Origin of the sequence: Stenotrophomonas sp. RIT-551, assembly GCF_026241915.1 — a bacterium.
GTDB classification, from domain to species: domain Bacteria; phylum Pseudomonadota; class Gammaproteobacteria; order Xanthomonadales; family Xanthomonadaceae; genus Stenotrophomonas; species Stenotrophomonas bentonitica_A.
Genome location: NZ_JAPJIU010000004.1, coordinates 309,237 through 322,018 on the forward strand (window position 1 = coordinate 309,237; position 12,782 = coordinate 322,018).

8 protein-coding genes and 2 tRNA genes are annotated in these 12,782 nt (G+C 65.6%); 2 read left to right on the forward strand and 8 right to left on the reverse strand.

What is annotated here, in order from left to right; genetic code table 11:
• Positions 1 to 3: 3 nt before the first annotated feature.
• The gene (locus tag ORK51_RS07725) at positions 4 to 678 is read right to left on the reverse strand and encodes a MotA/TolQ/ExbB proton channel family protein (RefSeq protein ID WP_070427010.1); all 675 of its coding nucleotides are present in this window, start codon (positions 676 to 678) and stop codon (positions 4 to 6) included.
• 3 nt (positions 679 to 681) lie between these two features.
• Positions 682 to 3,090 carry a DNA internalization-related competence protein ComEC/Rec2 gene (locus ORK51_RS07730; protein ID WP_266084667.1) on the reverse strand — a complete coding sequence of 803 codons (2,409 nt, stop codon included), beginning with the start codon at positions 3,088 to 3,090 and terminating at the stop codon, positions 682 to 684.
• A gap of 224 nt (positions 3,091 to 3,314) precedes the next feature.
• Here ORK51_RS07730 and ORK51_RS07735 point away from each other — a divergent pair, with 224 nt between their 5' ends.
• A complete protein-coding gene (locus ORK51_RS07735; RefSeq protein ID WP_266084668.1) occupies positions 3,315 to 4,778 on the forward strand; it encodes an MASE1 domain-containing protein in 1,464 nt (487 codons plus the stop codon).
• Between the two features lie 84 nt (positions 4,779 to 4,862).
• Here ORK51_RS07735 and ORK51_RS07740 read toward each other — a convergent pair.
• Positions 4,863 to 4,937, reverse strand: a tRNA-Val gene (locus ORK51_RS07740).
• A gap of 107 nt (positions 4,938 to 5,044) precedes the next feature.
• A complete protein-coding gene (uvrB, locus tag ORK51_RS07745) occupies positions 5,045 to 7,075 on the reverse strand; it encodes an excinuclease ABC subunit UvrB (protein ID WP_266084669.1) in 2,031 nt (676 codons plus the stop codon).
• 154 nt (positions 7,076 to 7,229) lie between these two features.
• Here uvrB and ORK51_RS07750 point away from each other — a divergent pair, with 154 nt between their 5' ends.
• On the forward strand, positions 7,230 to 7,760 hold the full coding sequence (locus ORK51_RS07750; RefSeq protein WP_266084670.1) for a GspH/FimT family pseudopilin: 531 nt from the start codon (positions 7,230 to 7,232) through the stop codon (positions 7,758 to 7,760).
• Positions 7,761 to 7,829: 69 nt separating this feature from the next.
• On the opposite strand, the gene ORK51_RS07755 is transcribed toward ORK51_RS07750, so the two are convergent.
• The 4 genes from ORK51_RS07755 to ORK51_RS07770 form a co-directional block, all read right to left on the reverse strand.
• A tRNA-Asn gene (locus tag ORK51_RS07755) sits at positions 7,830 to 7,906 on the reverse strand.
• A gap of 78 nt (positions 7,907 to 7,984) precedes the next feature.
• Entirely contained in the window at positions 7,985 to 8,440 is a 456-nt protein-coding gene (locus ORK51_RS07760) for a type IV pilin protein (RefSeq protein WP_429000630.1), read from the reverse strand.
• A complete protein-coding gene (locus ORK51_RS07765) occupies positions 8,437 to 12,252 on the reverse strand; it encodes a pilus assembly protein (protein WP_266084671.1) in 3,816 nt (1,271 codons plus the stop codon). The genes ORK51_RS07760 and ORK51_RS07765 overlap by 4 nt, the downstream gene beginning before the upstream one ends.
• 10 nt (positions 12,253 to 12,262) lie before the next feature.
• Positions 12,263 to 12,781, reverse strand: a complete 519-nt coding sequence (locus tag ORK51_RS07770; RefSeq protein ID WP_266084672.1) for a pilus assembly PilX family protein — start codon at positions 12,779 to 12,781, stop codon at positions 12,263 to 12,265.
• Position 12,782: the final 1 nt, after the last annotated feature.

Sequence of the window (12,782 nt, forward strand, 5' to 3'; positions counted from 1 at the left end):
CCGTCAGCCCTTGACCGTGACGGGTGTGGCGCCGGCGGGGGCACCAGCGGCACGCGGGGCAGTGTTCATCACGCCCGGGCGGCCATCCAGCGCGTCCAGCAGGGCCGAAGCTTCCTGCTCCATCTCGATCACGTAGCCGGCGATGCGGCCCTTGAAGTAGCGATGGAACATCAGCGCGGGGATCGCCACGATCATGCCGGTGGCGGTGCACACCAGTGCCTTGCCGATACCGCCGGCCAGCTGGTTCACATCGCCCACGCCGTGGTCGAGGATGCCCATGAACATCTGGATCATGCCGACCACCGTGCCGAGCAGGCCCAGCAGCGGGCCGGCGGAGGCAATCGTGCCCAGGGCATTCAGGAACCGCTCCATGCGGTGAACCAGGTGCCGGCCGGCGTCTTCAATGCGCTCGCGGATCTGGTCGCGCGGGCGATTGCGCGCTTCCAGCGCGGTGGCAAGCAGCGCGCCCAGCGGCGAGTTGCCGCGCAGCGACTGGATGTGGCTCGGGTCGAGCTTGCCGCGCGCGGCCCAGTTGCGCACTTCCTGCCCCAGCCCCGGGGGCAGGACTTCATTGCGGCGCAGGGTCCAGAAACGCTCCAGGACAATTGCCAAAGCCAGTACGCCCAACAGCAGCAGCGGCAGCATCGGCCAGCCACCGGCCTTGACCAGTTCCCACACGTTTCAATCCTCCGGCCCAGCGGCCGCCTGTTTGATCGCCGATAGGATAGCAGCCGACCGGCTCCGCTCCGCGGCATCCCACCAACGCCGCTCGAAAACCCGTTGTTCACGCACCTGCAGGCCTTCACGCCCGAGCCAGATACGGACCGCGCCGCTCTCGGCCGTGTTGAGCACCTCCGCCCCCACCGCCTGCCAGCGCGACACCACCTCGGCGCGCGGGTGGCCGAAGCGATTGCGATGGCCAGCCGAGACGATCGCCAGGCGCGGCGCGACGGCATCCACCCAGGCCGGGGTGGACGAGCTGGCACTGCCATGGTGCGGCACCACCACGGCTTCGGCCGCCAGCAGCGCACCTGCCTGCTGGAGCAGCCGCGCTTCGCTGCCTTTTTCGATGTCGCCGGCCAGCAAAATCGCCCCCCGGGCGGTTTCCAGCCGCAGCACGCAACTGCTGTCGTTGACCGACCCGGCATCGCCGGGAAGAGGATGCAGCACCCGGAACGTGACCCCGTCCCACGCCCAGGATTGTCCGGCATGGCAAGCCGATGCGCGGCCACGCAGGGCGCCCTGCGGTGCCTGCACGACCGCATCGGGGAAGCTGCGGCGCACCCCGCGCAGGCCACCGGTGTGGTCGCGGTGGTCGTGGCTGATCATGATCCGGTCCAGCCGCCCCTGGCCCAGCGCACGCAGCGTGGGCACCACGATCCGCTCACCGGCATCGAAGCCATCGTCGGTCCCGGGGCCGGTGTCGTACAGCAGCGTGTGGCGGCGCGTGCGCACGACCACCGCCAGGCCTTGCCCCACATCCATCACCAGCAGCTCCACCTCGCCCTCGCCAGGCCCGTGACGCGCCGGCCATAGCAGCGGCAGGCACAACAGCAGCGCCGCCACCCGGCCGCCACTGCCGCGCGGCAACAACAGCCAGAACACGCCGGACACCGCCGCCAGCAATGCCCAGCGGTTGGCCTGTGGCAGCCACCACAGCGACAGCTCGCTGCGCGCGGCATACCCGAACAGCCACCAGCTCGCGTCGAAGCACCATGCCGCCAGCTGCCAGGGCCAGCGCCCCGCCCCCTCGATCAGCGCCTCAAGCGCGGTACCGAGCAGTGCCAGCGGCACCACCACCATGGTCCACCACGGAATCGCCACCAGGTTCACCAGCGGACCGGCGCGCGAAGCCTGCCCGAACAGCGCCACGGTCAGCGGCAGCAACGCCACGGTGGCCACGCCCTGGGCACTCAAGAATCCCCGCAGCCAGCCCTGCTCGCGCCCCGGCAGGCACCAGATCAGCCACAGCACGCCGGCAAAGCTCAGCCAGAAGCCAGGGGCCAGAACCGCAAGCGGATCGAACAACAGCATCGCCAGCGCCGCCAGCGACAGCGACTGGGCGACCGGCGCCCGTCGCCGGCTGCAACGCGCCGTTGCCACCACCGCGATCATCAGCACGGTGCGCACCGTCGGCAGCGCGAAACCGGCCGCTGCTGCGTACAGCGCCGCACCTGCGACCGCCGCGGCTGCGGCGCCCATCGGGCGCGGCAGGTAAAGGCCCATCATCGGCAGGCACCGCCACAGCCCGCCTGCCAGCAGTGCGGCCACGCCAGCCACGACGCCGACATGGAAACCCGAAATCGCTACCAGGTGGGTCACCCCCAGCGCACGCAGGTCGTCCCAATCGGCCTGGCCAAGGCCACGGGTATCGCCCAGTGCCAGCGCCTGGACGAAGCGGCGGCCGTCGTCCTGGACCGCGCGGGCGATCGCGTCGGCCATCCGCTCGCGCCACGCCGGCAAGCCCGCCGGCTCGCCCAGTGGATGTGCCCGGGCGGGCTCGCGCACGTGCCCACTGCCCGCCACCCGCTGCCGCAATGCATAGCCCTCGGCGTCGAACCCGCCCGGGTTCACCAGGCCACGCGGCGGCCGGACCCGCACGCTGAGCGACCAGCGCTCGCCGGCCCGCAGCGTGCGCCGGCGATCATCGGCGGCGCCACGGAATCCGTCGTACCAGCCCAGCGCCAGGTCGCGACCGCGGAGTCCAGCGGGCATCGCCGGATCTTCGTCAACCCGGAAGCGGAAGCGGGTTCCCCCGGGGCCGTGGTCGGGGAGGCTGACCACCCGCCCGTGCAGCACGTGGTCGACGGCGGCGCTGCCGGGTGTCAGCTGCTGGGCGAGCCCGGCGTGGCCGTGGAAGGCCGCCCAGCCGAGACCGAAGAGGGCCGCGCCGAGGAGGCGCAGGCGGGAGGGCAGGATCCAGATCAGAAGACCGACCGCCGCCGCAGCAACGCCCCATTCCATCGGCAGCAGCCGGGGCGAGAAGATGATCGCGCAGATGCCTGCCAACAGCGAAACGACACACGCTTTGCCGAAGATCGGGAAGGCGTCATCGGTGGCGTGATCGGCACTGTCGAGCACCCGCGACATGCGCAACGCCCCACTGAAAACCATACTGTGCTTGTTCCCACAGCGTGTGCCCATCGGCGCCGGACCTGCCCGTCTGTCGGAAACTTGGAGACTCACGGGACAGGGAAGAGCCTTGGCCTGGCCATGTGCGGGAGGCGTGACCTGCCATTGCAGCAGCCTGTATTCGCCGATAGTGTCCGAGCAGTGCTGGTGACTGGTATCCAGCCCCCCGACAGGAGGCGACCGTGGCGTTCGACTGGTTGAGCCGCGACATCCATCTGCACGTACGCCTTCATCCTGGTGGCGTGCTGCTGGCGCTGAGCTATGCCGTTGCCTTCTGGGCAGCTCGCAATGTTTCGGTCGACCAGCTCTATCTTCCTGCGGGCCTGCGCGTTGCCGCCCTGCTGCTTTGCCCACCGCGCTACTGGGTCTACCTGATTGCGGGCGAGTACGCCTTCTTCGCCCTAGCGCGGTACCCGCTGATCCCGCAGTATGGCCTTGCCTGGGCCGTGGTCGCTTCGGCCAGCCTCATGCCCGCCGTCGCAGGGATCGTGCACACGCATCGACGCTGGATGGCGTCGAGCAATGACACGTGGCTGCTATCGGTCGCACTGCTCGCGGCAATCGTGGTCACCGCCCTGAATCAGGGCCTTGCGTATCTACTCATGCCCACGCAGCACGTGGCCGTCTCCTGGGAAGGCGCTGCGCGATATGCCGTGGGGGACTATCTAGGCATTCTGTTGATCGCGCCCTTGGTCGTCATGTGGCGACGCAGGCGCATGGCTGCCGAATCAATGCGTGGCTGGACACTGGCAGCTGTAGTTTCTCTGGTAGTGATCGGCGTCAACTTGATGGTCCTGCTCCGCATGGATAGTACTGGCCTGCCAGGCTCCCATGACCCCGCCGCATTCACCGCACAGCAGATTCTTGCAGCAACTGGAACTGTACTGCTCCTGCTCGGCGCGACCACCTCGCACTACTATCATCGTTTCCGACAGAACGAGTGGCTGGGGCGCCGCGCCATCGCCATGACCAGGACCACGCTTGTCGCCGGCGAACAGGACAGGCGCGAGCGCGCTTGGTACCTGCGGAATGTCGGCGATGACATCGACCGGTCCCTGCAGAAAATCGCAAATACGCTCACGGCAAAGGGCCAGGACGGCTTGGCCTTGGAGCTCCAGCGCTTGCATGCCGCACAATCGGGTGCGTTACGAGTGCAGGCGAACTTGGTTTACCCCGTCGAAATAGAATCCGCGGGCCTGTACGTAGCTCTCCGGGCCGGCGCGATCGCCGATGCCTGGGCACAGACGGATCGCGTCCTGCCCGCGCATTTGATGGGCGACCCGTGTGATCTGAGCCTTGATCTGCAGTTGGCAGCGTTCCGGAGCATGGCAGACGTCGTCGCGGTCCTGCTGACGGCAGAAAAAGGATCTCTACGTCTTCGCGCACGCACGATTCAACGTGGAGGACAGCAGGGCATCGTGGTGATCGCCGGGCTTCTGGATCCCCACCGGACGCTGGCACCCGGTACTGTGGAGCTCGCCAGGCAGGCGCTCGGTGCCCGCGCGCTGGCCTATCAGGGCAACGTGCAGTGCCGAGGCAACCGGATCCGCCTGGTGTTGAGGGAGACTCGTGGCTGCCAGGCAGAGCGACACGCCAGCGCGCCAAGAACACCTGCGCTTCCACGCAGCAACGTGAGCTTCTTCTGACTGGGCGCCAGAAAACGAAAAAGCCGGCCCATTGGCCGGCTTCGTCTTATTCCACCTGTTCCCGTGGTTTCCCAGGTACTGAAGTGGTGGGCGGTACAGGGTTCGAACCTGTGACCCCTACCATGTCAAGGTAGTGCTCTACCGCTGAGCTAACCGCCCGTTTTGCTTCCCTGCCCCGCTGCGAATGCGTCGGTGCAGGCCGCGTATATTACGGATGCCCCCCGGAAAGCGCAACACTTTTGTGAAGATATTTCACGATGTGTTGTTCAGCCCAGACTGGCCTCCTTCAACTGGCGGATCTGGTCGCGTACCCGGGCCGCATCTTCGAACTCCAGATCACGTGCGTGCTGGTACATCTGCTGCTCCAGCGCCTGCAGGCGCTTGGCGATCTGGGCCGGGTCCATGGTGCGGTAATCGGTCGCCTCTTCGGCCACGCGACCGCCCTTGCCCTTGCCCTTCCCTTTGCCGCGCGCCTCCTTCTCGGCCGCTTCCGAACGCGCACCTTCGAGCACATCGGTGATCGGACGCAGGACCGACTTGGGCACGATGCCATGCAGCTCGTTGTACTCGACCTGCTTGGAACGACGGCGGTCGGTCTCGTCGATCGCAGCCTGCATCGAACGGGTCATCTTGTCCGCGTACAGGATCGCCTTGCCGCGCAGGTTGCGTGCGGCGCGGCCGATGGTCTGGATCAGCGAGCCGGTGGAGCGCAGGAAGCCCTCCTTGTCCGCATCCAGGATCGCCACCAGCGAGACCTCGGGCATGTCCAGGCCTTCGCGCAGCAGGTTGATGCCGACCAGCACGTCGAACTTGCCCAGGCGCAGATCGCGGATGATCTCCACGCGCTCGACGGTATCGATATCCGAGTGCAGGTAACGCACGCGGATGCCGTGTTCGGCCAGGTATTCGGTGAGGTTCTCGGCCATGCGCTTGGTCAACGTGGTGACCAACACACGATCGCCGAGCTTGATGCGCTCGTTGACCTCGCTCATCAGGTCATCGACCTGGGTGCCGACCGGGCGGATCTCGACCACCGGATCGATCAGGCCGGTCGGGCGCACCACCAGTTCGGTGATCTCGCCTTCGGTCTCGCGCAGCTCATACGGACCCGGCGTGGCCGAAACATAGATGCTGCGAGGGCAGCGCTCTTCCCACTCTTCAAAACGCAGCGGGCGGTTGTCCAGCGCCGACGGCAGGCGGAAGCCAAACTCGACCAGCGTTTCCTTGCGCGACCGGTCGCCTTTGAACATCGCGCCGATCTGCGGAATGGTGACATGCGATTCGTCGATCACCAGCAATGCATCCGGCGGCAGGTAGTCGAACAGCGTCGGCGGCGGATCGCCGGCGTTCTTGCCGGTGAGATGCCGGGAGTAGTTCTCGATGCCGTTGCAGTAACCCACCTCGGCCATCATTTCCAGATCGAACTGGGTGCGCTGCGCCAGGCGCTGCGCTTCCACCAGCTTGTTCTGCTCGTACAGCTGCTCCAGGCGCACCTTCAGTTCCGCCTTGATCGTATCCACGGCCGACAGCACGCGCTCGCGCGTGGTGGCGTAGTGGGTCTTGGGGTAGATCGTGTAGCGCATCATCTTGCGCAGGCTTTCACCGGTGAGCGGATCGAACATGCTGATCTGCTCGACCTCGCCTTCGAACAGCTCGATGCGCACCGCTTCGCTGTCCGATTCGGCCGGGAACACGTCCACCACTTCGCCACGCACGCGGAACGTGCCGCGATGCAGCTCGAACTCGTTGCGCGTGTACTGCAGCTGGGTCAGGTGCTTGATCAGGTCGCGCTGGTCGATCCGCTCGCCGGTGGAGAGGATCAGGCGCATCGACAGATAGTCCTCGGGCGCGCCGAGGCCGTAGATCGCCGAGACGGTCGCCACCACGATCGCATCCGGGCGCGACAGCAGCGTCTTGGTCGCCGCCAACCGCATCTGCTCGATGTGCTCGTTGATCGAACTGTCCTTCTCGATGAAGGTATCCGACGACGGCACATAGGCCTCGGGCTGGTAGTAATCGTAATAGCTGACGAAGTACTCCACCGCGTTGTGCGGGAAGAACGATTTGAACTCGCCGTACAGCTGCGCCGCCAGCGTCTTGTTCGGCGCCATCACCAGGGTCGGCTTCTGCACCTGCTGGATCACGTTGGCGATCGTGTAGGTCTTGCCGGAACCGGTGACGCCGAGCAGGGTCTGCTTGGCGATGCCCGCCTCGAAGTTGGCGGTCAGTTTCTCGATGGCCGCCGGTTGGTCGCCCGCCGGCGAATACGGGGATACAAGTTGGAAACGATCGCTCATGGTGCCGCCACTGCCGGGAAGCCTTCAGTATAACGGCCGGGTTGGTGACGGCCTGTTGAGGAATCCACCGATGCCTGGGGCCTGGTCAGGCTGATATTCAGCGTCGGCACCGGCGGGCAAGCTCAGGGCTCCCCGCTGACGGATGACCTGCCCCATGCGCCTCCGGCCCAGCCCGCGTGACCGAAGCGCTGGCCTCACCCTGATGGAGCTGATGGCCACCCTGGCGATCCTCGCGCTGGTGGTCGCCGTGGCGGCACCCAACCTGGTCGAGACCGTCTCCAGCCTGCGCGCCGATGCCCTGCGGCTGCAACTGAACTCGGCATTCGCCGGCGCTCGCATGGCCGCGGTGACACGGCGCGAGATCGTCACCATCTGCCCCAGTGACGATGGCCGGCGCTGCGCGTCGGAATGGAGCACGGGGTGGCTGACGTATCGCGATCCCCGTCGCCAGCCACAACCGGCCGAGGCAGACATCCTCCAGTACTACCCGGGGCAGACCGGCCTGACCCTGCGGGCTCCGGCCTCTGCCGGGCGCCCTCGGCTGCGGTTTCGTCCGGATGGCAGCAGCATGGGCGTCAACCTGACGGTCACCATCTGCACCCGAGGACAAAGACACAGCAAGGTGGTTGTCAACAATGCCGGGCGCGCCCGCTCGGAGCGACTGCGCGACCGCGCGCCCTGCTGATGCAGGACCGCCGGAAATGCCGGCACGAAAACGACAAAAGCCGCGATTGCTCGCGGCTTCTGCAGAATCTGGCGCCCGAAGTTGGACTCGAACCAACGACCCCCTGATTAACAGTCAAGTGCTCTAACCGGCTGAGCTATTCGGGCGGGGAGGCGCATTGTACGGGGCACTCGCGCGGAGGGCAACACCCTTGTGCATGCCGCCGCCCGTCACGTCACGTCACGTCACCAGCACTCGGAGAGCGTGCCCCCACTGGTCTTGACGTTGGCCTGGTTGATGCCGAGGTCGCCACACTTGTCCTTGGCCTGGTTTCCCTGTGCGGTCGCGGTCAGCGTGAACGTGGACTGGGTGCCGACAAACCCGACACTGTAGGCGGCCGTACCCCCTTCGCGCGGCGAGCTGACCGAGTTCCCACCGCCGGGCAGCGTGAACCCTTCATAGGTGTTCTGCGTGGTGTGGAACCGCTCGGCCAGTTGCGCGTACTCGACCAGGTCGGCCTTGACCTGCCCGCGCTTGGACTTGCGCGTCTGCTCGACGTAACTGGGGTATGCGATACCGGCCAGAATCGCCATGACGATCACCACCAACATCAACTCGATCAGCGTGAATCCCCCCATCGCGCGGGCGGGGACAGCCGGCACGCGTCCGGCGCGGGCCAGGGTGGGAAACGAACGACTCATTGCAACTGCCTCCAGGACTGGCGTCCACAGGGATACGGCACGTACATGGGGACGCCGCCTGCCGCGGTGACCAGCATCTGGCAGGGCTCGGCGGGCGGGTCCACCGGGGGTGGCGTTCCGCCAGGTGAACCCGGTCCACCGCCGCCTGGGCTGTCGCCGGAAATCTTGCCGGGTGGCTGCTGGCGCGGCAGTACCTGCACCCCGACATCCTTCACCGGGGCGTTGCCGCCGGTCGACAGCGGAACCGCGGCCGTGCCAGCGCCGAACTTGGTGCCGGTCGGCGACCCGGCGCGCATTTTCGACAATGCCGGCGCACCGGACTGCGCACTCAGCCCGAACAGCCAGTTGGAGCCATCCGACGCACAGCTCTTGGTGGTTGGATTGGGCACATAGGTGGGCATGAAGACCACACCGGACGCCAGCGCGGGATACGCGAGGAAGCGCTCGCCCGCCGGCAGGTCGACATGCCAGCCGCGCGAATCGGCGGGGATCGTGCCCGGCGTCATCGTCCGCACATCACCCGAGGCAGACACGGTATACGGCCGCAGATCGGCCGCGGTCATCGTCAGGGAAGGCGTTTCGTCGGAGGCATCCAAGACCGCGTACAGGGATTGGATCGATTCGTCACGGACATCTTCGTTGAAGACGAAACTGCCCGTGCCGAAGAACAGCATCACACCACCGCGGTCACCATTGGTGGCGTTGATGCCGCCGGTGATCGGCTGACGGTAGGTCAAACCATTCCTGGTGCTGGTCTGCGTGGTGAACAGCGGCGTGGAAACCCTCGCACTGGTATCGCGCAGATCGAACTTCCATACCGCGCCCTTCTGGTCGGCCGCGTACACCGTATCGGCATAACCGTCACGGCCGCGCGCATTGCGGCCGCTGCCGGTCCAACGGTCGACCACCAGGATGTTGCCCAGGCCATTCTTGCCAGCCGGCGGGCTTCCTGCCGTCTCGGACGCTTCGATCATCGTGATGTTGGGGGAGCCGGTGCCGATGTCCACCATGAACAGCACCACCTTGCCACTGGCACTGCCATAACCATTGCCGAAGATGGCCTTCCAGGTCACGGTTCCGCTCGCGTCCTTGAACGGAACGATGACCGGCTTGCCCAGCACGTGGCCGATATTGGCCTTCACGCCTTCAGAGCCGCTGAGGTCGTTGATTTCCCACAGGCGGCTGCCGGTGCCGAAGCTACCCGGCTTGGTCACATCCAGTGCGAACACGCCGCGGCCGCCCGCGCCGGTACTGCCGACCAGTACGGTGCCCCAGCTGGTGCCGATACGCGCATCGGACACGGCGACCGGACCATCAACATAGTAGCGATGAGAAAACTTCTGGAAGGCCTGATTGTTCGGATCGAGCGGGAACAGCAGGTTGCCCATGTGCCCCATGGAGGTGGCGGGAATGTAGGCGAACGTTTCCGCGCCGCCGCTACTATCCATCGTACCGCTTACACCCATGCCGCCATCAAAGGCATGCAGCATGCCGTCGTTGGCGCCGACATAGACCATGTAACGCCCACTGCGCTTGGTCTCCAGGTAGGTGGCGTAGCTCGCGCCCAGGCCTTGATCCAGCCCGCGATAACCGTAGTCATCGATGGGGGCACTGATGACCGGCGACGAATTGATGATGTCGCCAAGCACCGTGGTGCGGTCGCGGAAGCGCCCCCCTTGCCGCGTTTCCAGACTCCTTTCGCCCAGCAGGTAGCTGACTGCGTTTGCGCGCGTCGCGCCGAGATCGGTCAGCTCACCAGCCGAACACCGGGCCATGCCCGGGTACAACGACGGGGACAGGTCACACAACGACTCCAGCGTGACACTGTTGCTGCTGAAAGGAAGCACGTCGGTGTTCGTACCGAAGAACACCTTGCGCGCGGTCGGCTGCGGCATCTTGGCGCTGGCTTCCCACGCGGTGGTGTAGACCGCTTTGCGCGTGGCCTGGTCCACGGTGATCTGGCTCGCAGTGAGGCGGCTGAACCAGTCGGTCGATTCGTTGGCGATCTCGTAGTACGGCGCCACCGCCATCGAGCCGGTGCCGATGCGCGCGCCCGACTGCGCGTAGCTGCCCGAGGAAGATGCACCGGCCGTCACCGACGACAGCACGCGGCGCATGGCCTGGGTGATGTCGGCCGGGGTACGCGCGTTGATGAACTCGCCACGCGTGTTGACGGCGGCATGCCAGATGTCATCGATGGTGCTGATCGCACCGTTCTCGCGCTTTGGCCAGTTGTTGTAGATGGCCGCGTTGGTATACGGGTCCTGGACGATATCGGGATTGAACAGCTTGCCGCGCCCGCCCAGGGTGATGCCGTAGAAATTGACGTGCAGGTTCTTCTGGCAATCCAGGCGCGGATCCGGGTTGGCCGTATTGCAGGCCTCCGGCACCGGCACCAGCCCGGGCGCGAGTTCCGGACGCAGTGGGGATTTGCCATCCTTGTTGATGTAGTACGAAGCGGCGATATCAGCCATCGTATTGTCGTGGCTATCCTTGAACGGGATGCCCATGTTGCCGTCGCCATTGGCATTGGCGACCTCCGGGCCATCAAGGTTGCTGTAGCCATCGGTGAACAGCATGACGGCGTTTTTCTGGCAAGCCAGCTGCACCGGCGCCTGATCATCGGTCCGGGTGAACTGGGTGGCCGCCGCCTTCACCGCCTGGCGATTGGGTGTACTGCCCGAGGCGTTCAACGCGATCATGTCGGCGTACAACGCACGCTTGTCGTCCTTGGTACCCAGATCGCGGATGGGCAACGCCGCACCCTTGTCGCTCATGTCGTAGTCGGCGTTGTCGTTGATCTTGAAATAGCCCACGCGCAGGTTGTCCACCGTCGCCATGGATCGGGTCATGCCGGCGATCATGGAGCGGTTGCGGTTGCCGTAGTAGGAGAACCAGTTGGCGAAGTTCTGCAACGCAACGCCGTCGGTGCTCTTGATCGTGTACTTCCACATCGTGCAACCCGTGCCACAGGCATTGGCGGCCTCCGTGCGCGCTACCGCCGTGTAGGCGCCAGGGCTCCCGGCCAACTCCGGAACCGAATCACTCTTCCCCGTGAACGGAAGAAAGAACGTCGCTGGAACGTAGGTGAAGGTCGCGTCGTACCGGGTTGGCTGGGTTTGATTCCTGCCCGCCACGTAGAAATCGGTGGTCTTCCACGTGTAGTCCTTGTTCGCCGCGTAGGGCGTTCCGTCCTTCCCGTTCGCCGCGAAGACAGTGCCCTGGGGCACCACCATTCCATCGACCATGTTGAACACACCGGTGGTGGCCGCGGTCAGATCCACCGTGTTGGCCGCGTTCGCCGCCAGACGTGGATCTATCAGGGTCTTGGACGTGGCTGCCTGAGCGTAATCGACCACCTTTTCCTGGTTGGTGTCATAGCGCATCCACGGCTCATACTTGATCGTGGGGTTGTAGAAGGCCGGGTTGTAGGTCGGGGAGCGTGCGAAGCCGAACTTGTCGAACGGTGCAATGCCGTAATACGCGCCGGAAATGCGCGTGCCCGGCAGCACGTAATAGAAGGCGCAGGTACCCGTAGTACTGAGCGTCTTGGTGCTGCTGAAGAAACTCTTGGCCGACGTATTCCAGCAGGCCTGGCCATCCGCCCCGGGGAACTGGGTCTGGAAGGTCATCGAGCCGGAGTTGTCGACCGTCATGATGAAGGCCGGCTGCGCCTGCACCTGGTTGTTCAACGGCACCTGGGACAGCGTCCCCTGCCCCTGCGCGGCGATCAGCTGATAGGTCAGCACCCCGCCGCCGACCAGAACGGCCAGTACCGACGCGGAAATGAGTGTGGTCCTGCGCGATACCATGTGCGCGTCCTCAGAGCTTGAAAACCGTGTCGATCACGGTCGAAGAGGTGGGATGTTCTTCATCATCGGCGGCATAGCCGGTGATCTGATAGATCGGAATGGGGGTATCGCGCGGCCCGCCCAGGCCCACGCCGGTGCCGAAGGGCACGCAGGTATCGATCTGCCTGACCGTTACCGCTGGAACCGCATCGGAACTCTGCTCGCTGCCCCACTCTGACGGGTCGAAGGCAGCATCGCAGCCGGCATCGATGTCGCCGGCGACGATCAGGCTGCCATCGGGCAGCTCCTGACGATTGGCGATTTTCTCCACCAGATGCTCGGCAGTGCGCACGGTCGCTTCGGTGTTCTGGAAGGACAGATTGCTCGCACGATAGTTGGCCGACATCTTCTCCTGCATGCCGGCGACCTGCATGCCCGCGATACCGATCAGCGCCAGCAGGATCAACATCACCAGCGCCACATACAGCGCGGCGCCACGCTGGCGATGTGGGGCCGGAGAACGAACGACGGGGCGGACGGAGGCGTGCATG